This is a genomic window from Leisingera sp. UBA4491 (assembly GCF_002388965.1).
Lineage (GTDB): Bacteria > Pseudomonadota > Alphaproteobacteria > Rhodobacterales > Rhodobacteraceae > Leisingera > Leisingera aquaemixtae.
Window position 1 is genome coordinate 160507 of sequence record NZ_DGNN01000009.1, and the last position, 21415, is coordinate 181921.

Below are 21415 nucleotides of genomic sequence, written 5' to 3' on the forward strand. Positions count from 1 at the left end.
CTTTCTTGTGTTCTTGCGGGGTCAATCGCCTGCGCCGCCGCCCTCGCTGCCGCCGGACAGGGCGTTCGGATCGAAGACGTTGCCGAAGCCGGAAGAATTGCCCTGCGGTTCCTGCTCCGCTTCAGGCTCGGCCTCGCTGTTGCCCGACAGGTTTCCGGGGGCGAAGGCACCGCCGAAGCCGCTGCTGCTGCCGGACGGCGCGGCGGGGGCCGGAACGGCCTCGCCCTGCTGGTCCAGCTGCTCCTGACGGCGCAACTCGCGCTGGCGGAGCAGTTCCTGGATGCGCTGTTCGGCCTCCAGCCGCTTCTGCTCCTGCACATCGGCGATGCACTGGGCCGGGCTGTAGAGCGCCGCGGTGCCCGCCACCGCCACCGTGGCGCAGGCCACCGCGACCAGCGCCGCCGCCGCCCAGTTGGAACGGAAGAACCCGGGCAGTTGCAGCCTGCCGCTTTCCAGCTCTGCCACCGTGGCCTTCTGGCGCGCCGCCGCCACCAGTTCCTTGCGGCGCAGGCTGGCCTCGTTGGCGAGTGCTGCGATCACCGTCAGCACCACGATGATGAAGGCCAGCGCCGAAATCGCGGGGGTGATGCCGTAACGCACCTTCTGCGCCAGCTCGATGGTCAGCGTCGGGTATTCGCCGAAGGTGAAGGTGGTGGTGTTGTAGTTCTCAAAGCTCGCCAAGAAGGCCAGCACCGCAGCGCTCGCAATCGCGGGGCGCATGAACGGCAGCAGCACCTTGCGGAAGGCCTGAGCGTGCGTCGCGCCGAGGTCCAGCGCCGCCTCGGTCAGCGCCACGTCATAGCGCTGCAGCCGCGCCACCAGCACCAGCATGCAGTAGCTGGCGATGAAGGTGGACTGGCCGATGATGGTCAGGAACAGCCCGTTGGAGAGCCAGCTGTCCGCCCCCAGCCCCAGCATCCGGTTGATCCGGTCCCAGAACACCAGGGTCGAGATCCCCAAGACCACGCCGGGGATGAGGATCGGCGCGATGATGATGGTGTAATAGGTGGCGCGCAAGCGGGGCCAGATCTGGGTCAGCATCAGCGCCCCCGCCAGCCCCATCGCGACTGACAAGGCCACCGTGCCCGCCCCCACCAGGATCGAGTTCCAGATGCCGTTCAGGATCCGCTCGTCGCGGAACAAGGCCCCGAACCACTCGAACGTCAGGCATTCCCAGGGCGTCATCCGCGGGAAGGCGGGTGAGTTAAAGGCGGTGGCCGACATGATCACCAAGGGGCCCAGCAGATAGGCAAAGAACACCCCCAGATAGATCCAGAGGCTGAGGCGCATAAAGGTGAACCGCTTCATTTGCCGATATCCCCCATGTTCACCTTGAACAGGCGCATGACGGCCAGAACAAGCAGGATACAGGTGACCAGCAGCACCACCGCATAAGCCGCGCCCTGCGGCCAGTCGGAGTTGTCATTGAACTGCTGATAGATCAGCTGGGTGAACCACAGGGAGGACGGCCCGCCCAGGATCTGCGGCGCCGCCAGCGCGCCGGCCGACAGCATGAACACCATGGTGCAGCCGGAGGAGATGCCGGGCTTGGCATAGGGAATGACCACCCGCTGGTGGATCTTGGCCCAGCTCGCGCCCATGTCGCGCGCCGCCTCGATCTGGTTGCGGTCGAGGCTTTCGATCACATTGTAGATCGGGAAGATCATCAAGAGGATGTAGGCGTATCCCAGACCCGCATAGAGCGCGATGTCATTGCGGATGAAATCGAAGGGGGTGTCGAAAATCCCCAATCCCACCAGCATGTTGTTCAGCACCCCGGTCTCGCCGAAGATGATGCGCAGCGCAAAGGCGCGCAGGATCTCGTTGATCCAGTAGGGGATGATCAGCATCAGCGCGAAGATGCGGATGTGGTTGCCTTTGGTCTGGGCCAGATAATAGGCGATCGGGTAGCACAGGATCAGGTTGAAGACAGTGACGCAGACCGCCGCCACCAGGGTGCGGAAGAACACCCTGAGGTCGACCGCGTTGTACTCCTGGCTGCCGCCTTCGGGGCCGTAGATCAGGTATTTGTAATTCTCCAGCGTGTAGACGTCCCTGGGCCCGCCGATCTCCGGCGGCGGCAGGTTGGGGCGGAACGAGAAGTCGAGCATCGACAGCTGCGGCAGGATGATGAGGCCGATGGTCCAGAACAGGACCAGCCCCAGCATCAGGCTGCCCATGCCGGTGCCGTTGCGTTTGAAGAACTCCCTCAGGAAGCTTGGCATGGTTTGGCCCCCCTCATTCCGCGGCCAGTTCACCGGCTGGCACGATGACGGCGTTCTTCGTCTCGTATTCCAGGGTGATGTTCTGGCCGGTGTGATCCTCGAACGACTGCCCGAGGTTGGGGATCGAGACCTTCAGCTCCTTGCCGCCGTCGCCTTCCATGAAGATGTTGAAAGCGTTGCCCTCGAACTCCTCGTGATTGACCTTGGCGGTCACAAAATGCGTGCCGGTGGCTCCTTTGGGTGCCAAAGCAAAGGCTTCGGGGCGGATGAACATCATTGCGGCGTCGCCTTCCTTCATCCGGCCCTGGTTGGCGCTGGATATCCGCGCCACCAGATCGCCCGACCGGTTGGTCTGGATCAGCGCCTCATTGCCCATGACACGCTTGACCTTGCCGCGGAACACGTTGTTTTCGCCCACGAAAGACGCGGCAAAGGCGGTGGCGGGATCGTTGTAGATGGCCTTGCCGTCGCCGATCTGGTCAATGACGCCGGCCCGCATCACCGCGATGTTGTCGGACATGGTCAGCGCCTCGCCCTGGTCGTGGGTGATGTAGATGAAGGTGATGCCGACCCGCTGCTGGATTTCCCGCAGTTCGGTGCGCATGTGCTGGCGCAGCTTCAGGTCCAGCGCCGACAGCGGCTCATCCAGCAGCAGCACGTCAGGTTCTGCGCACAGCGCGCGGGCAATCGCCACCCGCTGGCGCTGGCCGCCCGACAGCTCCGACGGCAGCTTGCCGCCCTGGCCGGGCAGCGCGATCATGTCCAAAAGCTCGTCCGCGCGCTTGCGCCGCTCGCGCGCCGAGGCGCCCTTGATCTCCATTGAGAAGGTGATGTTCTCCCAGACCTTCATCAGCGGAAACAGCGCCAGGTTCTGGAAGATCAGCGCGGTGGGGCGCTTGTTCGGCCCGATCCCCTTCATGTCGTTGCCGCCGATCAGCACCCGGCCGCCGCTTGGCTCCAGGAAGCCCGAGACCGCGCGCAGGATGGTGGTCTTGCCGCAGCCCGACGGCCCCAGGAAGGAAAAGAAATCCCCCCCGTTGATGGTCACATTGGCATCGCGCACGGCAACAAAGTCACCGAAGCGGATCCACAAGTTCTCGAGATCAACACCGACCCCTGCACTCATTTGGCTTCTCCCTAAGATGCAGACCTCCATTCCGGTGGCATGCCACCGGCCCCGCAAGAGCTGCTATCCGTATCTGTTCGTATGTGTTGGCGCCGCAAAATGTGCGGCTGGCCCCAGAGCGTGCCCCGAGGCCAGGCTGTTCAAGCGCGCGGGTCAGGCGCTCTTGAACTTGTTGACGAATTCGGTGCGCACGTCGGCGTACCAGGGCGCCTCGGCCGGCCAGGGGTTCAGATTGGCCAGGCTGTCGCCCGGATAGGCCTCTGCGAAGTTCTTCTTGTAGATGTCGCCGGAGAAGCCGTCGGCACCCAGCACCGGCGAGTTGTAGCCGTGGCTGTCGATCGCCTTGCCCGCGGGCTCCTGCTGGAAGGCATAGTCGATGAAGGCATAGACCTGCTCCTCGTTCTGGGCGCCGACCGGCATCGACATGCCGTCGACCCAGGCCATCGCACCTTCGACGGGCGCCTGGTAATGCACCGGCTCGCCTGCGGATTTCAGCGCCAGCGGCGGGCCGTCCCAGGTCTGGCCGACCACCACACCTTCGTTCAGAAGACCGTTCTTCTGGGTGTCGGCGTCGTTCCAGATCAGCTTGATCCGATCCTTGCGCGCCACGCACCAGTCGGTGACCTGGCCCCAGACCTTGCGCATGGTTTCCTCGTCGTCATAGGCGGCCCAGATCGAGCCCGGCTCCATCTCGCCCGAGGCTTCCATGTAAAGCCCTGCGCCCAGCATCATCGAATGCGCCCGGCCCATGGTCTTGCCCGCGTTCTCCTCGCTCCAGACGTCGCCGTAAGACGGCGCATCGCCCGCGGGCAGCCATTTGTCGGTGCGGTAGGCAATGCCCTCGGTGCCCCAGATATGCGGCAGCCAGTGGACGCCTTCACCGCCGAAGTTCCAGGCATCGGTGCCGATCTTGGCCATCGCCGGGTTCACCGCGTCGATGTTGACCTTGCTCATGTCGAAGGGCTTCAAAAGCTCCAGCGGCCCCCACTGCAGCGAGCGGTTGTTGGTGGGCGAGACGATATCGAAGCCCTGCCCCTTGGTGGCCTTCATCTTGTTGATGATTTCCTCGTTGGAGCCGATGCCGGTGTAATTCACCTTGATGCCGGTCTTGGCCTCAAAGCCGGAAAGGAACTCCGGCGGCAGGTAGTCCGACCACATCAGGATGTTCACTTCGCCCGACGACGCCAGCGCGCTTTTCGAATAAAGCGGCGCCGCCAGGGCCGCAGCCCCCGCAGCTTTCAGCACAGAACGCCGCGAAACAGTCGACTTTACTGTCATTTGATCAATTCTCCCTTTGGACTGGTATTTGTTATTTTTGTTTTGTTGAACGGTGAAACCTTGCGGAGGCTTGCATCGCCCCGACAGTGACAGTTTGGAAAAACGATAAGGCCAGATTGCCCGCAAAGTTTCCCGGCATGACGCCAGTTTCGGCACAGTTTGAAGCCATCTGCGACATTTCCATTGGATGAGCCTCCACTGCTGCCCCGGCAGTGTGCGTTTGTGCGGGGCGGGCCGTCAACGGCCATGTGCGTTTCCCGCCGCACCCGGTTGGGCGGATGATACGGGCTTCCCTGGGATTGCCGCCGCTTGCGGCGGCCAGTGACCGGCCCGTTTCTTTCACATCCTGCAAGCAAGCTTTCGAATTTCTGCGAAACTGGGCCGCCTGCATTGCCGCCGCGCGCGTCTGGGCGCTTAGTCGGTAGAGGGTAAACCGGAGGCTCCTTGTCATGAAATCACGCACCAAGGTTGTGGTGATCGGCGGCGGCATCGCCGGTTGCTCCACTCTGTACCACCTCACCCAGGAAGGCTGGAGCGACGCCGTGCTGGTCGAACGCAACGAGCTGACCAGCGGCACCACCTGGCATTCGGCGGCGCAGGTGACGAACTTTGGCACCAACCAGACCATGATCGGGCTCAAGTCCCGCTCCATCAGCCTCTACAAGGAGCTGTCCGAAGACCCGGATTACCCGATCAACTACCACCACGGCGACGGCGGCATACGGCTGGCCAATACCGAGGCGCAGATGCAGGGGTACCGGCATTTCGCCTCGATGGCGCGCGGCATGGATGTGCATTTCGAGATCATCAGCGCCGAGGAATGCGGCCGCCGCCACCCGCTGATCTCTACGGATAACCTGGTGGGCGGCCTGTGGGACCCGCTGGATGGCGACATCGACCCGGCGCAGCTGTGCCAGGCGCTGGCGCGGCGCGCCCGCAAGGCCGGCGCCGAGGTCTACCGCAACACGCCAGTGACCGCGCTGACCCAGCATAAGGACAACACCTGGACCGTGCACACCGAACACGGCGATATCGACTGCGATATTGTGGTGAATGCCTGCGGCTACCGGGTGAACGAGGTCGGCGCGATGATGGGGGTGCATCACCCGGTCGCCTCGATGGAGCATCAGTATTTCCTGACCGAGGACATCCCCGCCATCAAGGAGGCCGGCCGCCGGATGCCGCTGATCCGCTGCCCGATCTCCGACTACTACTGCCGCCAGGAAAAGAACGGGCTGCTGATCGGCTTTTATGAGCAGGACTGCAAGACCTGGGGCATGGACGGCATCGACCCGGATTTCGTCAACGCTCTCTGCCCTGACGATCTGGAGCGGGTGATGGACGTGCTGGAGGGCGCGTTTGACCGGATGCCCGCGCTGCGCGAAACCGGTATCCGCGCGATCGTCAATGGGCCGATAACCTATACCATCGACGGCGCGCCGCTGATCGGCCCGGTCCCGGGCAAGCGCAACGCCTTCTGCGCCATCGGATTGCGGGCCGGGCTGGGGGAAGGCGGCGGCCATGGCTGGCTGCTGGCGCAGATGATCGTGCACGGGGAGGCCTGTTACGATACCTGGTGCCTGGACCCCCGCCGCTTTGCCGCCCACGCCAATGCAGAGCTGACCGCGCTGAAAGCCGTGGAAGACTACCAGAACGAGTTCCGCTTTCATTTTCCGCATGAGCACCGCGAGGCGGGCCGCCCGGCCAAGACCACACCGCTGACGCCGGTGCTGGCCGCCGAAGGCGCGGAGTTCACCGTGGTGAACGGCTGGGAGCGGGTGGATTACATCAAACCCTCCCCGGGTTTTCACCCCTCGCTGACCTTCAATTTCGACGAAGCTTTCGATGTTGTCGCCGCCGAAATAAAGAACCTGCAGGAAAACGCGGGCCTCTGCGAGGTCAGCGGCTTCAATCGGATCGAGATCACCGGCGCGGACCGCCACAGTTTCCTGGACCGGATGTTCTGCGGCACGGTCACCCGCCGTGCGGGCCGCGTCGGGCTTGGCTACCTTCTGAACTGTCACGGCATGGTCAAGGGCGAGGCCACGGTGGCGAACCTGCCTGCCTCTGACCGCGGGCCGGAGCGGGTCTGGTACGGCTCTGCCGCTGCCAGCGAGCTCCACGACATGGACTGGCTGAGCCAGCACATCGGCACGGGCGAAGATGTGCAGCTGCGCTCCCTCACCAATGACCAGACCATCCTGGTTCTGGCAGGACCCCGGGCGCGGGATGTGCTTTCTGCCTGTGCCCGGGGCGGCTGGTCGCGCGCGGCCTTCCCCTGGCTGTCGGTGCGCGAATGCTTCATCGGCATCGCTCCGGCGACGGTGATGGGTGTCAGCTTCTCAGGTGAGCTGGCTTATGAAATCCACGTGCCGAACGCCTCCCTTTATGCTGCCTATCTGGCGCTGCGGAAGGCCGGGGAGGCTTTCGGGCTGAAGCTGTTCGGCGCCCGCGCGGTGGAGTCGATGCGGATGGAGAAAGGGTTCCTGCACTGGAAGACGGATCTGACCACCGAATACGACCCGTATGAGACCGGGCTGGGCCGTTTCGTGAAGCTGGGTAAAGGCGGGTTCATTGGCCGCCAGGCGCTGTTGAAGCGCCGGGCCGCGGGGGCGCGCAAAAAGCTGGTCACGCTGCACGTCGGCACCACCCATGCCCCGGCCTGCAGCGGCGCCTCGCTGATGCAGGGCGACAAGGTCGCGGGCACCGTGACCTCGGGCGATTGGGGGCATCGGGTCGGCATGAACCTGGCCTATGCTTTTGTGGTGCCGGAACTGGCGGCTGAAGGCAGCACCATGCAGCTCGACCTCTGCGGAGATCTGGTCTCCGCCACTGTCATCGCGCCGTCGCCATACGATCCGGATTTTGACCGCCTCCGCATCTGATCCCTTGCTGGACCGCAAACGCCCGGGAACCTCCCCAGGCGTTTTCTTTGCGTCATCCAGCTTCAAATCAGCTGCGGCCCTTCCACGGCACCAGCCAGTTCTCGGCCTTGCGCATCAGGATGTCGATGCCATAGCCGATAATCCCGATCATCACGATTCCCATGATCACGATATCGGTCAGCTGGAACTTGGACGCGGCGATGATCATCATGCCCGCGCCCTTCTGCGCGGCCACCAGCTCAGCCGCCACAACCGTGCCCCAGCAGACCCCCATGGCCACCCGCGCGCCGGTAAAGATTTCCGGCAGCGAGTTCGGCACGATCACATGCCGCATGATCTGCCACTTGGACGCCCCCAGCGAATAGGCCGCGTGGATTTTCGAGATGTTCACGCCCGAGACCCCGGCCCGGGCCGCAATTGTCATGATCCAGAGTGCGGCCAGGAACAGCAGAACGATCTTGCCGGTTTCCCAGATGCCGAACCAGATGATCACCAGCGGGATCAGCGCCAAAGGCGGAACCGGGCGCATGAATTCCACGATCGGGTCAAACCAGCCGCGGAACCAGCCGGACAGGCCCATGGCATAGCCCAGCGGAATACCGACAATCGCGCCGGCAACGAAGCCGGCAATCACCCGCGCCAGCGACCAGCCCAGGTGCTGCCACAGCGAGAAGTTCTGATAGCCCTCGGATGCGATTTCAAAGAACCGCGCCACCACCGTTTCCGGGGCCGGCAGCCAGATCGGGTTCATCTGCATCCCGGCACTGGGGGTAAAGCTGATGGCGCCCTTTCCGGTCAGCGTCACCGTGCCGTCGCCGGTGTCCACAGCCGTGCCAGGTCCGATCGGCTCCCCGTTGATGGCCACGACTTTGGCGCCTTCCTTGCGTTTGACCTCATCATTGCGGTCGAAGATCAAGGTCGTGGACCGCCCGGCCTGTGCCGCCAGCGCATCGTTTTTGGCAAAGCCGCCGCCGGGGTCCACCTCGAAATTGGAGCTGGCCTCGCCAAATCCGGCCACCCGGACGGCGACTTCCGCATCGTCGGTGCTGCCCGCGGCGTTTTCCAGCGTGTAGGTAAAGCTGGTTTCACCGGTGAACGGCCCCGGCACATGAAGCGGAAACAGCTTGGATCCGGTGAAGGCCGCCCAGATCACGAAAATCACCAGCACCGAAATGATCGACGCCGCCCGGTCCGGGCTCACCGCGCTTTCGTCGCCGAATGTCACCGTCTTCAGGCTGGTGAAATCGTGCCGTGACTGCATGCCCTTGCGAATGAACTTCACCAGGAAAAAGGCGCCGGCGAACAACGCGATGTAGAACAGCAGTACCGTCATGCCACCTGCTCCGTCCGGCCCATGATCTCCTCTTCCATCTCCCAGATCATCGACAGGATCTCATCGCGGGTCTCGGCGAAGCCTTCGGATTTCTTGACGTCGCGCAGGTCGGCATTCACCCCGCGCTCGGCAAAGGGCAGCTGGTACTCGCGGTGGATGCGGCCCGGGCGCGGCGCCATCACGATCAGCCGTTCGCCCAGCAGCAGCGCCTCCTCCACCGAGTGGGTGATCAGGATGATGGTCTTGCCGGTTTCCTTCCAAAGCTTCAGCACCAAGCCCTGCATCTTTTCCCGCGTCAGCGCATCCAGCGCGCCCAGCGGCTCGTCCATCAGGATCACATCCGGCTCATTCGCCAGGCAGCGGGCCAGCGCCACCCGCTGCTGCATGCCGCCCGACAGCTCGTAAACCGCCTTCTCCTTGAAGTCCTGCAGGCCGACGATGTCCAGCAGGTGGTCGGAGATCTTCTCGCGCTCGGCCCGCCTCATACCCTTCATGCGGGGACCGAATTCCACGTTGTCGCGCACGTTCATCCATTCGAACAGCGCGCCCTTCTGGAACACCATCCCGCGCTCCGCGTCCGGCCCGGTGACCACATGCCCGTTCAGCTCCACCACCCCTTCCGTCGGGGCCAGAAACCCCGCCAGAATGTTCAGCAGCGTGGTCTTGCCGCACCCGGACGGCCCCAGCACCGACATCAGCTCCCCCGCCTGTAAATTCAATGAAACGTCTTTCAGCGCCTGGACGGAGCTGCCGTTGGGCAGGTCAAAACGCATGGAGACACTCTTGATGTCCAGTCCCGCCATCTTCTCCCCCTCCTGTTAGGGCTTCGCGGCCTGCGCCCTGCCCGCCGGGATGCGAACGGCCCGAAAGCCGGACCGTTCGGCACATTCAGTTCGCTGCGGTTCAGTTCTGCGCGGCGGCTAGCGGCGCGCTGTTGACGGTTCCGTCATAGGAGTCCAGCGCCGCCTCGATGCTGCCCGCATTCACGAAGATATCGGCCACGCCCTTCATGAAGGTCTGCGCGCCGCCGCCCAGCCATTTCTCCGACAGCTGCTCCTCTGCTGACGGGAAGCTGAAGGTGGCGATGGTGGCTTCGGCATCCGCCAGGTCCATGCCTGCGTCCTTGGCGATGACCGGCAGCATCTCGTCCTTGTGATCGCCCGAGTTCCACATGGCGTTGGCGTCTGCGGTCACTTTCAGAAACTTGCTCAGCAGCTCGCCTTCGGACTCAACGAAACCGGCGGGCGCGCTGGTCACGTCGAACACCAAGATGCCCAGTTCTTCCTTCTCCGCACCGGTCAGCAGCACGTTGCCATGCTCCACCATCCGCCGCAGCGCGCCGCCCCAGCCACAGACCATGTCTAGGTTGCCCTGGGCAAAGGCCGCCGCACCGTCAGCGGGGGCCATGTCGACGATCTCCATCGAGCCGACATCAACCCCGAAATGCGCCATCTGCGACAGGAAGCCGTAATGCGCCGCGGTGCCGATCGGCACGCCGACCTTCTTGCCGTTCAGCTCAGCCGCACTGTCCTTGTCGATCTCCAGCGCCTCGGCCACCACGCAGTTGTCGTTGTCGGAATAGCTGACCGCCACATCCACCGCCTGGAGGTCCTGCCCGGCGGAGGTTGCCACCACAAACGGCGGCACGCCCTGGCTCACGGCGATCTGAACATCGCCAGAGGCCATGGCTGCAGACATCGCCGTGCCGGTATCGAAGGAGACCCAATTGATCTTGACGCCCATTTCCTCCTCATAGGTGCCGTTGGCCTTGGCAAACTGGAAGGGCATCGGCCATTCAAGGAAGTAGGCGACGGTGACCTCATCCAAGGCAGAGGCGTGCGAGGCAGACAGCGCCGCGATGCCGGCGCAAGCAGTCGTCAGCAGGTACTTTTTAATCATATTGAATCTCCTCCCAGTGGTTTTCCGGGTCCGTTCAATGCGGGCCTCGGACATTTATTTTTGCACGGCAAACCATATCCGGGAAGAAAATACACAGTAGAATAAAGTTGCTTTTGCGCCCAAAGTAAAACTTAGTTTCGTTTTTAACGGATATAGTTTGGTGAACAGGAGGCGCAGCCTGTGCAGAAATCCCTAAGCCTGAGGTGGCTGGAGGTGTTCCAGCTTATTTCAAAGTCAGGATCAATACAAAAGGTTGCTGCTGAAACCGGCCTGTCGATCAGCACCGTGTCCAATCACCTGCGCAGTCTGGAAAGCGCGCTGGGGGTGGATCTGGTGGATCATACCCGCCGCCCGATGGGGCTGACCCCGGCCGGAGTCGTCTATGCCCGCTACGTCCATGAGGGGCTGATGACGCTCAGACGCGGCGAGGCGGAGATCCGCTCCGGCAGCTGGCAGCACGCCACCGATCTGCGCATGGCGCTGCTGGATGATTTCGACAATGAAGTCGGCCCGGAGCTGTTCCAGTTCCTGTCCACCGCCCTGCCCCGCTGCAATTTCCGCCACTACACCCGGCCCAGCCATGAGATCATCGCAAAGCTGCAGGAGCAGAAACTGGATGCCGGCGTCGCCACCCGCCCGGCGGGGCTGCTGCCGGATCTGATCGAGTACCCCTTGATGCGCGATCCGTTCATTCTGGTGGTGCCCGCCGCATACAGCGGCAGCGTTGAGGAGCTGACCAAACCGGAGGCGCCGCTGCCGTTCCTGCGCTATTCCCGCGACCACACCATCGGCAAGCAGATCGAAACCCAGCTGACCCGGCTCAAGATCTCGCTGCCCAACCGGTTTGAGCTGGAATGCAATCAGTCGATCATCGGCCTGGTGGCCGAAAGCAGCGGCTGGACCGTGACCACCGCCGCCAGTTACCACCGCGCCCAGCGCTTTCACGACAAGGTCAAGGTCGTGCGCTTTCCAGGCAAGAGCTTTGCCCGGACGGTGTCGCTGTTCACATCCAGCGTCTATCCGGCGGCCACGTCGCAGCTGATCCACGAGGCGCTGCAAAAGTCTCTGCGCCATCATTTCACCGATCCGATCAGCGCCCGTTTCCCCTGGCTGGCCGAGGAGTTCCGGACGCTGCCGGCGCAGGACGTATAAGGGCAGACCCCAATTCGAAACAAACATTCGTGTTTCTCGAAACCACCGGTCCCTGGCTTGACCGTTTAAGCCCTTGAGCGCTGTTTAAAGCGCAAACCGCACCGTGCGCTTCCCCGCACAACCGGCGGCCTTTCAAGGGAAATGGATCATGGCAATCACTTATCTGAAACAGGCCCAGCCGCGCCCGGCTGCCGAGAACAGCGATATCCGCGACACCGTCGCGGTAATGCTTGCCAATATCCGGCGCGTGGGCGAGGAGGCAGTGCGCAGCTATGCGGAAAAGCTGGATGGCTGGACCGGCCCGATTGTGGTGACGGATGCCCAGCGCCGCGCCGCTTGCAACCGTGTTTCGCCGCAGACGAAGGAAGACATTCAGTTCGCCCACGCCAATATCCGCCGCTTTGCCGAGGCGCAGAAGGCCACCATGGGGGAATGCGAGGTGGAGGTGATCCCCGGCCTGATCGCGGGCCAGAAGCAGATCCCGGTGTCCAGCGCCGGCTGCTATGTGCCGGGCGGGCGCTACAGCCATATCGCCAGCGCGCTGATGACCATCACCACCGCCAAAGTGGCAGGCGTGCCGCATATCACCGCAGTCTCGCCGCCGCGCCCCGGCAGCGGCATTCCCGATGCGATCATCTATGCCATGGACCTGTGCGGCGCGGACCTGATCCTGAACCTGGGCGGGGTGCAGGGCATTGCCGCCATGGCGCAGGGCCTGTTCGGGTCGCAGCCCGCCGACATCCTGGTCGGCCCCGGCAATTCCTATGTGGCGGAGGCCAAGCGGATGCTGTTCGGCGAGGTCGGCATCGACATGTTTGCAGGCCCCACGGACTCCCTGCTGATTGCCGATCACACCGCAGAGGTGGAAACCGTCGCCTGGGATCTGGTCAGTCAGGCAGAACACGGCGCCGACAGCCCGGTCTGGCTGGTCACCACCAGCGAGCCGCTGGCCAAGGGGGTCATGGCCCGCGCGCAGGCGCTGATTGACCAGTTGCCAGAACCCAACCTCTCTGCCGCCCACCGTGCTTGGCACGAACGCGCCGAAGTGGTCCTGTGCGACAGCCGCGAGGAAGCCGCGCAGGTGGCCGACCGCTACGCGCCCGAACATCTGCAGGTGCAGGCTGAGGATCTGGACTGGTGGCTGGACCGCCTCACCGCCTATGGCTCGCTGTTCCTGGGCAAGGAGACCACGGTGTCGTTCGGCGACAAGACCTCAGGGCCGAACCACGTGCTGCCGACCAGCGGCGCCGCGCGTTATACCGGCGGGCTGTCGGTGCACAAGTTCACCAAGACCGTGACCTGGCAGCGCTGCAACGCCGCCGCCTCACACGAACTGGCCCAGCGCACAGCTAGGATCAGCCGCATGGAGGGAATGGAAGGCCACGCCATCGCCGCAGAGATGCGGCTGCAGCCGGAAACGGTCTGAGGCCCTGCGGAAACGCCGGTCTCAGGACGGCGTTTCCAGCCGCTGGTCCAGATCGACCGGCCCCAGCACGGCATCGTCGGGAATGCCTTCAAACCCGGTGACGGTGCCGCCATAGAGGTCCATGAACTGCGCAGCTGCCTCGGCTGAGGCGAACGGCACCACCTCCGGCGCCCCCATGCCGCCAGCCACATTGGAGCCGACCACAAAATGCGCCTCGCTGGCATCAATCCAGTTGTTGCTGCCGGGCTGGTCCCAGCTTGCCGCCGCCCCCATGTCGCTCACGTAAATGGCGGTGATCTCCGCATCCCGTTCCGGACTTTTCACATAGGCGGCCAGATCGCGCACCTGGGCAAAGAACAGGGGCGCCGGGAAGCCGTCCAGGTGAATCTGCCCCTTCGGTCCGCCGTGTTCAGCGACATTCATCTGGCAGAAGTAACTGAGCGCAACCTCGGTCAGCTCGACCGGTGCAGGCGGCGCTTTGGCCTCTTCCTCCTGGCAGGCGGACAGGACCAGCGCAGCGGCCAAGGCCAGGCGTTTCATGGCTCCACCCTCCGGAATGCAGCACAGGCCAGCAGGAATCCCAGCACGGGCCACAGCAAAAGCGACAGCGGTGCGGCCCAGCCCGGCAGCGCACTGGCTGCGCCTGCCATGCCGCTGGACAAGGCCACGCTTTCAGACGCCGCCACATTCCACAGCCGGAACGCATCTGCCGGGTTGGCGACCATCACCCAGGGGAAGACCTTTTGGGTGAAGACCCCGCCGCTGTCCATCACCACAGCGCCCAAAAGGCCAAGGTCATAAAGCACCACAAACACCAGCCAGACACCCGCCGACAGGCCCGCGGCCGCCGTTGCCCCGCTGCTGAGCGCCGACAGGGCATACCCCAGAACCAGGAACACCGCCCCCAGCAGGATCGAGGTCAGCACCAGCCGCCCCAACGCCATCAGGCTCTCCGCCCCGGCGCCGCCGAACCAGGCCGCAACGGCCCCCGCCGCGCCGAAGCCGATGCACATGGCAACCGCCAATGCGGCCAGATGGGCCATCAGCTTGCCCAGCAGTATCTCTCCCCGCCCCGCGGGATAAGCGAGCAACAGGGCGAGGCTGCCCCGGTCGCGGTCGCCTGCCACCGCGTCAAACCCCATCATCAGCGCCAGCAGCGGTGCGAGGTAGACTGAAAGGGTGGTCATCGAGGCGACCGAGACCGTCAGCATGTCCACCCCCAGCGTCCCCGTTGGGGCCGACCCGGCAAAGGACAGCGCCAGCGCAAAGGCCAGCATGATCAGCGTCGCCATGAACAGCCAGCGGTTGCGGCGCAGGATCAGCATCTCGGCACGGGCAATGGCAAAGGCACGTCTCATTTGCGGTCCTCCCCGGAGTAATGGCGGTAAAGGTCTTCCAGCCGCGGCGGCACCATGTCGATGTCGGCCACCGCGTCGCCCAAGGCGGCGATCCTGCGCAGTTCAGCCATCTTGTCCTGCGGCGAGCACAGGATCTCAACCGAGGCGCCGTTGATCCGCCGCCCGCCGGTTTCAACAGCGATCCGGTCGGCGTGCGTGCCGTTTGCCTGCACCCGCAGCTTGACCGGAAGGCCGGCCTGCGACGTCAGGCCCGCGAGCGTGTCGTCCGCCACCTTGATGCCCTTGCGCAAGATGGCGATGCGGTCGGTGCGCGCCTCCACCTCTGTCAGCGCATGGGAGGCGATCAGCACCGCCGCGCCCTGTTCCGCCAGCTCGTTGATGATGGCATAAAGGTCCTGGCGCGAAATCGGGTCCAGCCCGCTGGTGGGTTCGTCCAGCAGCGCCAGTTTCGGGCGGCCCAGCAGCACCTGCGCCAGCCCCAGACGCTGCCGCATCCCCTTGGAATAGGCACCGATGCGGCGGTGCATCGCTTCGCCCAGGCCAACCCGTTCCAGGAGGCCATCGATATCCGCGCGTTCGCCGGCCAGGCGGGCAAACAGTGTCAGTTGCTCATGCCCCGTCAGTGCCGGGTGAAAGCTGACCGCCTCCGGCAGAAAGGCAGTGGCGGCCCGCGCCGCGGCGCTGCCGGGGGCTGCACCGCAGATGCGGATGCTGCCGCCCTCATGCCGGATCAGGCCCAGCACCGCCTTGATCAAGGTCGACTTGCCCGCACCGTTGTGGCCCAAGAGCGCCAGCCGTTCCCCCGGCGCAATGTCCAGATCGATGCCATGCAGCACCTGTGTCTTGCCGCGGAACTTGTCCAGCGCGCGGATCTGCAGCGGAAAGTTATCCATCCTGTTCAACCTTTCTGGCGGCATCGGGCCGCTCTGGCCGCATCAGCGGGTGGCTGTCGATCACCCCGCCGGGCAGCAGCGCCGGAAACGCCGACTGCGACCAGCGCACCAGCTGCACCGCGGGCGATCCCATCAGCAGTTTTGCCGCCGGCTGTGTCCACAGCACGTGGTCCATGCTGTCGTTCGGACGGTAGGGGGCATCGGCGATGCCGTCCCCGTCCACATCGAAACCTGCGAAATCAGACCAGTAATTGCCCCGGCCCTCCTCGCTCCATTCCACCCATTTGGTGGAGACGAATTTCACCTGATGCCGGTTGCCGACAAAGGCGTTCCCAACCATCCGGTTGCCGTCGCTGCCGGCGGTAAAGTGGATGCCGATGCCGCAGCCCTCGAACCAGTTGCCGGAGAAATCATTCTTGTGAGCGTTATAGAGGAAGGTGCATTTATCCCTCGCCCCCTTCACATAGTTGCCGCGTATCTCGCCCTGGTTGGCATAGTTCAGCATCACCCCGTGGTCGCGGTCATTCAGCGAAACGTTCCCGGTCACCTTGACCCGTTTGGAGAACATCACCGCATAGCCCAGGTGATTGCCGATCGAGACGTTGCCCGAGACCTCGGAATTGTCGGCGTACATGTAATGCACAGCGAACCGCAGGTCGCGGAAGGTGTTGTTGGTGAACGCGTTCTTCTTGGAACTGTTCACAAAGATCCCGTCGCGGCCAAAGCGGATGTCGTTGCCGTCCACCGCCGCGCCCGGCGCGTTCCAGACATAGACCCCGTTGCCGCGGGCGTTCATGTGCCGGTCGAGGCGCCCCTCGATCCGGTTGCCCTGCACCAGGCTGTCTTTCGCCCCATGAATATCCACGCCGTACAGATTGCCCAGCAGCACGTTGTTCAGGATCTGCGGCGCCTTTGCGGTCTTGGTCAGCTTGATGCCGCTGTCGATCTCCTGGTGCGAAGAGCCGGAGCCAACAACCGTCAGGTTCTGCACGGTAACGCCGGGGCCAGTCACCGTGATGACCGACCCCAGCCCCCGGCCGTCCAGTGTGGCATGGCCCTGGCCATCAATGATGACAGGGCGGTCCAGCACCAGGGTTTCGGCGTATTCGCCCGGAGCGAGGCGGAGGGTGTCGCCATCCGCCGCCTGCGCCAGTGTTTCAGTGATGGCCCCTGCCCGGTTGGGCACATCCCAGTCCGCCGCCCAGGCGGGCGTCAGGCAGAAGAGAGCCGCAACAAAGGATATGGGCAGGAGCCGTTTCATGTTTATGCGCTCCGCGGCTCGACCAGCATCCGGCCGCGCATCTCCATGTGCAGCGCGTGGCAGAACCACTGGCAGTAGTACCAGTGCACGCCCGGGCGCTCCGCCTTGAAGGTGACGGAGGCTGTGGCCTGCGGCCCGACTTCCATCGCGACGCCGAAGTTCGACAGGCAGAAGCCGTGGGTCAGGTCGTCGATGTCATCCAGGTTGGTGACGTAGACAGTGACCTCGTCGCCCTGCTTCACTGTAAACTTCTCAAGGCTGAAGTTCGGCGCCTGGCTCGACATGTAGACCCGCACCTTGTCGCCATCGCGGATGATGGTGTCCTGATAGTCGTCCAGATCGACGCCATCCGCCTCGGCCTGCTTGCGCGCATCTTCCCACATCGGGTCGTTGCGGTCCCAGATGCTGGCCGGGTTCACCTTGGAGCGGTGCACGATGATCGAGTCATGCGGCTCTGCAAAGGTCGGGCCGTCGTGGACCACCTTCATCTTGTCGCCGGAGATGTCGATCAGCTGCTCGTTCTCGGGCTTCAGGGGGCCGACGTTCAGGAACCGGTCCTTGGAGAACTTGTTCATCGAGATCAGCCACTTGCCGTCCGCCTCGGCGGTTTCGCCCATGGAGGTGGAGTTGTGGCCCGGCTGGTACTGCACATCGACCTTGTCGAGGATCGGGTCCACATCGGCGCCGGCATAGGCCTCAATCGCCTTGGCGATGTCCCACTTCACCACCTGGCTGTCGAGGAACAGGGTGGTGTAGGCATAGCCGCGGTTGTCGAAGGCGGTGTGGAGCGGACCAAGGCCCAGCTGCGGTTCCGCCACGATGGCCGAGCGCGGATCGGCGTCGGCATCAAACAGCGCGTCCAGCTTCTCGACGTCGATCACCGAGACGGTCGGCGACAGCTTGCCGTTGACGCAGACGTGCTTCTTGTCCGGTGCGGTGTTGATGCCGTGCGGCGAGTTCGGGATCGGGATATAGCGGGTCAGCTTGCCCGGCGCGTCCTTGCGGCCGTCAACCACCTTGGCGCCGTTCAGCTCCTGGTACTCGCCGGCTTCGATGGCCGCTTCGATGGCCGCGATGTTGAAGACAACCACGTGATCCAGCTCGTTCTCTGTCATCTCGGCCAGGGTCATGCCCATTTCCGAGTTGTAGGAGGTCGAGTAGGCGTATTTGCCCTGATAATCGCAGTCGGTGTTGTCCAGGTTGCCCGAGACGATCACCTGCCAAGCGACTTCCATGGTGTCGCCGTCGATGGCGGAGAAGATGTTCACGTATTGCGACGGATCATCCAGGATCTGGCCGTCGTTCACCAGCGGCGCCTCATGCTCGCCGTTGGCAAAGACATAGCCGGTGCGCGGGAATTTCTGCGGGCGCAGGCCGTGGATGTCCTTGGCGTTCGGGATCTCGATGATCTTGTCGCATTTCATCACGTCGCAGCGCACCCGTGCCACACGGGTGTTCGCCTTGTCGTTCATGAACAGGTAACGGCCGTCATAGGTGCCGTCGGTGAACGACATATGCGGGTGGTGCAGGTCGCCGTTGTCATAGGTTTCCTTGCCGTTGGCGGCCAGGAATTCCTTGGTCTCCGGCAGCAGGCCCTCGGTCAGGATCTTCTTGGACTCGTTGGTCTGGCCCCAGCCGGTGGCGGAGCAGCGGTTGAACACCGGGATCCGCATCAGCTCGCGCATGGACGGCACGCCCAGGATGCGCAGTTCGCCGGTCTGGCCCGAGGACCAGAAGCCGTAGTATTCATCCAGTTCGCCCGGCGCCAGGTTGACGCCTGCGGCCTGTGCAGGCCTGGCGCCCAGCAGGGCGGAGCCGGCACCGGTGGCCGCCAGCACGGCACCGGAGGCGGTGGCCCCCAAGAGGCCGCGGCGGGTGACGGGCAGTTTGTTATTCAGGTCTTCAGACATGATGTCCTCCTTCAGGAAACTTTGATCCTGTTCGCGTTGGGGTGATTGGCAGGCGGCCGGCCCAGAGCAATGTCCGGTGCGGGGCTGCCGGTCTTGGCCCGGCGTTTCAGCTGTTTGATGACAACCGGGCATTTAGCTTCGGATTGATAGAGAACCTGGCAATGCAGGCAGTTCACACATTCGTTCGGGTTGATCTCACCCGTCGGGTGGATCGCCTGAACGGGGCACTCGTTGGCACAGGTCTGACAGGGGTGGCCGCACTCATGATAGCGCTTCAGCCAGTCGAACATCCGCACCCGCGCCGGGATCGCCAGCGCCGCGCCCAGCGGGCACATGTAGCGGCAGTAGAACCGTTCGATGAACAGCCCGGCCAGCAAGAGCGCCACGGCAAAGACCACAAACGGCCAGTCGCGCACGAATTTCAGGATGATTGCGGTCTTGAACGGCTCCACCTCGGCGTAGGTTTCGGCCAGCGGGATCGACACCATCGATACAGCGAACAGGCCGAGGAAGATCATGTATTTTGCAGGCCACAGGCGTTCATGCAGGCCCCACGGCAGGGTGATCTGCGGCACCTTGAAGGCGCGGGCGATCTTGTTGGTCAGCTCCTGCAGCGCGCCGAACGGGCACAGCCAGCCGCAATAGGCGCCGCGGCCCCAGAACAAGAGCGCAGCAGCAACCGCAAACCACTGGATGAAGACAAGCGGGTCCAGCAGGAACGCGTCCCAGGAGAAGCCGCTGCGCAAAGACCCCGCCAGCGCCATCAGGTTGACCACGCTCAGCTGCGCATTGGCGTACCAGCCCAGGAACACCAGAGTGACGGTCAGATAACCGATCCGGAACCAGTAGAAGGTGCGCGCGTTCACAGTCGCCTGGAACTGGAAAAAGAATACCCCAGTCAGCACCAGCAGCATCACGGCAAGAACACCGATCTCGACGGTGCGGTCTTTCCAGATCCGCTGCCACAGGGCGGCCTTGGCGGCGGCCTCGCTGGTGTCATCCTCCACCACCTTGGGCGCAGGCGCGGCGGGCAGCAGGTACTGTTCCGGCAGCTTGTAACCCAGATCGAAGGTCAGGAACGCCCGCTCCAGCGCGCCCACGGAGCGCTGCACCAAGAGCTGCAGGCGGAACGGTTCAGCCGGGTCGAACTCCGCATCCGCCGGGATCTTGAACAGGTCCAGCTCGGCAAAGCTGGGGCTGTCCGCTGTGGCCAGCGACCCCAGCCGCTTGTGCTGGCGGTCAAAGAAGCGCACCGAGGCATCGCCCTGGATCAGCTGGACCCGGTCGAAAATCCCGCCGCGCACGTAGCCAGAGCCCTTGAAGCTGTAACTGCCGCGCCCGAGTACCAGAATGGCGTGCTCGCCCTCCTTCAGCCAGGACGTGAGGTTCTGGTATTCCGCCTCGCCCAGCAGCGACTTGCCGATGGAGGGAACGGATACCAGAGCCATATGCATGTCGATGAAGGTGTCGTCCGGCGCGCCGCGCTCCCGCCGCCGGATCGCGCGCTGGTCGCCGGTGGCCTCAAAGGCCGTGTTGATCTGGCCGACGTCCAGCGTCATCCGCCGCACAGAGCCGTCGCCCGCCAGCGTGGTCCAGTCCGCGACCTCCTCGCGGGCCATGTCGACCTCGCGCTTGGGCCCATCCGGCTGCACCGGCGACAAGCCCCCCAGGCCCAGCGCACGCGCCACCTTGATGCCGGCGCGCACAAGGCTGTCGTCGATCACCATGATGGTCACTGTCGCGCCGGAAATGATGTCGAGGTCATGGGCATCGCCGCCTGCCGCCGCCTCGGCCTTCAGGTCCAGCCCGGCATAGCTTTCGGTCAGCTTGACCATCTTGGAGTTCGGAATGCCGATCAGCACGATCGGTTCGGAGTGTTTGACCAGTTTCACACCCGTGAGCACCGCATTGGTGTCAATTGCTGCCACCACATGGATCGGCTTGCCGCTGTAGCCGGTTGTGCCGACGAAATCGGAGGTCAGAAAGGCATAGGCAACTGTCTCGCCTGCCTTCAGCACCGGCGCCACCGGCACATCGCTGCGCACCGGGCCAAAACCGTCGGCGCCGGGCACCAGATCGGCGGGTGTCAGTTCTGTCAGGAAGGAATCGAGGCTGTCCGCCTCAGCCGCCGCAGCGACAAGCGCGGCGATGGTTATCACGAGGGCTGTCAGCCAGCCCCGCAAGGCGCGTGTCAGGACCAAGGCGCCTCTCCTTTATTTTGAGTGGCTGCCATGGACGCGCCCAGGGCGCGTTCGGGTTCTATTTTGTTTGCCAGCGGAGGTCCGCGGCCGTCATGCCAATATTGCGCCGGGTTCGGCCGCACCGCAGTGCCTGCAGGCAGCAGCACGGCGCATTCTGCCGCCCGGCTGAGGCCGGCCCGCAGCACGCTTACCGGCCCGGCCCCGTTTTCAGCCGCACACAGGGCGCAGGTGCTGCATTTCGGGCAGTCCTGCGTGTCTTCGCTGTCATCGCCGACGACCTGCATCTCCACCACGCCGAACTCGCCGCAGATTTCGATCCACTCGCCGCCAGCCGCGGCCTGCCCCGCACCGGGAAAGGCCACCTGCAGCACCAGCATGAATGCCGCGCACATCCCCGCCAGCCGCCGGAACAGCCCGGCGCGGCAAGCAGTGGATATGAAAAGGGTGCGCGGCATCTGTTACAAGATT

At 64.0% G+C, this 21415-nt stretch carries 18 protein-coding genes; 3 read left to right on the forward strand and 15 right to left on the reverse strand.

The window, feature by feature from the left end:
• Positions 1–21: 21 nt before the first annotated feature.
• From B2P87_RS03795 to B2P87_RS03815, 5 genes are all read right to left on the reverse strand, one after another.
• Positions 22–1308 carry an ABC transporter permease gene (locus B2P87_RS03795; protein WP_141889617.1) on the reverse strand — a complete coding sequence of 429 codons (1287 nt, stop codon included), beginning with the start codon at positions 1306–1308 and terminating at the stop codon, positions 22–24.
• Positions 1305–2225 carry an ABC transporter permease gene (locus B2P87_RS03800; RefSeq protein ID WP_141889616.1) on the reverse strand — a complete coding sequence of 307 codons (921 nt, stop codon included), beginning with the start codon at positions 2223–2225 and terminating at the stop codon, positions 1305–1307. The genes B2P87_RS03795 and B2P87_RS03800 overlap by 4 nt, the downstream gene beginning before the upstream one ends.
• 13 nt (positions 2226–2238) lie before the next feature.
• Positions 2239–3351: an ABC transporter ATP-binding protein gene (locus tag B2P87_RS03805; RefSeq protein WP_058287748.1), complete on the reverse strand. Its 1113-nt coding sequence runs from the start codon at positions 3349–3351 to the stop codon at positions 2239–2241.
• 153 nt (positions 3352–3504) lie between these two features.
• Positions 3505–4629: an extracellular solute-binding protein gene (locus B2P87_RS03810; protein WP_058287749.1), complete on the reverse strand. Its 1125-nt coding sequence runs from the start codon at positions 4627–4629 to the stop codon at positions 3505–3507.
• Positions 4630–4660: 31 nt separating this feature from the next.
• Positions 4661–4813, reverse strand: coding sequence for a hypothetical protein (locus tag B2P87_RS03815; RefSeq protein ID WP_286851908.1), 153 nt, complete (start codon positions 4811–4813; stop codon positions 4661–4663).
• A 265-nt stretch (positions 4814–5078) separates the two neighbouring features.
• Between B2P87_RS03815 and B2P87_RS03820 the strand changes: the two genes are divergently transcribed.
• Positions 5079–7514 (forward strand): GcvT family protein, encoded by a 2436-nt coding sequence (locus tag B2P87_RS03820; RefSeq protein WP_141889615.1) that lies wholly within the window; start codon positions 5079–5081, stop codon positions 7512–7514.
• 67 nt (positions 7515–7581) lie between these two features.
• Here B2P87_RS03820 and B2P87_RS03825 read toward each other — a convergent pair whose 3' ends face one another.
• The 3 genes from B2P87_RS03825 to B2P87_RS03835 all read right to left on the reverse strand — a co-directional run bounded on the left by B2P87_RS03825 (position 7582) and on the right by B2P87_RS03835 (position 10746).
• On the reverse strand, positions 7582–8847 hold the full coding sequence (locus tag B2P87_RS03825; RefSeq protein ID WP_141889614.1) for an ABC transporter permease: 1266 nt from the start codon (positions 8845–8847) through the stop codon (positions 7582–7584).
• Positions 8844–9650 (reverse strand): taurine ABC transporter ATP-binding protein, encoded by an 807-nt coding sequence (locus B2P87_RS03830; RefSeq protein WP_141889613.1) that lies wholly within the window; start codon positions 9648–9650, stop codon positions 8844–8846. The genes B2P87_RS03825 and B2P87_RS03830 overlap by 4 nt, the downstream gene beginning before the upstream one ends.
• 100 nt (positions 9651–9750) lie before the next feature.
• Entirely contained in the window at positions 9751–10746 is a 996-nt protein-coding gene (locus B2P87_RS03835) for an ABC transporter substrate-binding protein (RefSeq protein ID WP_141889612.1), read from the reverse strand.
• A 180-nt stretch (positions 10747–10926) separates the two neighbouring features.
• Here B2P87_RS03835 and B2P87_RS03840 point away from each other — a divergent pair, with 180 nt between their 5' ends.
• The gene (locus B2P87_RS03840) at positions 10927–11898 is read left to right on the forward strand and encodes a LysR family transcriptional regulator (protein WP_141889611.1); all 972 of its coding nucleotides are present in this window, start codon (positions 10927–10929) and stop codon (positions 11896–11898) included.
• A gap of 148 nt (positions 11899–12046) precedes the next feature.
• Positions 12047–13324, forward strand: a complete 1278-nt coding sequence (hisD, locus tag B2P87_RS03845; RefSeq protein ID WP_141889610.1) for a histidinol dehydrogenase — start codon at positions 12047–12049, stop codon at positions 13322–13324.
• A 21-nt stretch (positions 13325–13345) separates the two neighbouring features.
• On the opposite strand, the gene B2P87_RS03850 is transcribed toward hisD, so the two are convergent.
• From B2P87_RS03850 to B2P87_RS03880, 7 genes are read right to left on the reverse strand one after another with little or no spacing between them, the layout of a single operon-like run.
• Positions 13346–13864 (reverse strand): nitrous oxide reductase accessory protein NosL, encoded by a 519-nt coding sequence (locus B2P87_RS03850; protein ID WP_141889609.1) that lies wholly within the window; start codon positions 13862–13864, stop codon positions 13346–13348.
• Positions 13861–14682: an ABC transporter permease gene (locus B2P87_RS03855; protein ID WP_058287757.1), complete on the reverse strand. Its 822-nt coding sequence runs from the start codon at positions 14680–14682 to the stop codon at positions 13861–13863. Before B2P87_RS03855 ends, B2P87_RS03850 begins: the two co-directional genes overlap by 4 nt.
• Positions 14679–15575: an ABC transporter ATP-binding protein gene (locus tag B2P87_RS03860; RefSeq protein ID WP_141889608.1), complete on the reverse strand. Its 897-nt coding sequence runs from the start codon at positions 15573–15575 to the stop codon at positions 14679–14681. The genes B2P87_RS03855 and B2P87_RS03860 overlap by 4 nt, the downstream gene beginning before the upstream one ends.
• The gene (locus B2P87_RS03865; RefSeq protein ID WP_141889607.1) at positions 15568–16836 is read right to left on the reverse strand and encodes a nitrous oxide reductase family maturation protein NosD; all 1269 of its coding nucleotides are present in this window, start codon (positions 16834–16836) and stop codon (positions 15568–15570) included. Before B2P87_RS03865 ends, B2P87_RS03860 begins: the two co-directional genes overlap by 8 nt.
• 2 nt (positions 16837–16838) lie before the next feature.
• Positions 16839–18746, reverse strand: a complete 1908-nt coding sequence (nosZ, locus tag B2P87_RS03870; RefSeq protein ID WP_141889606.1) for a TAT-dependent nitrous-oxide reductase — start codon at positions 18744–18746, stop codon at positions 16839–16841.
• Between the two features lie 11 nt (positions 18747–18757).
• A complete protein-coding gene (locus B2P87_RS03875; RefSeq protein WP_141889605.1) occupies positions 18758–20947 on the reverse strand; it encodes a NosR/NirI family protein in 2190 nt (729 codons plus the stop codon).
• A complete protein-coding gene (locus B2P87_RS03880; protein WP_244940775.1) occupies positions 20938–21402 on the reverse strand; it encodes a hypothetical protein in 465 nt (154 codons plus the stop codon). Before B2P87_RS03880 ends, B2P87_RS03875 begins: the two co-directional genes overlap by 10 nt.
• Positions 21403–21415: the final 13 nt, after the last annotated feature.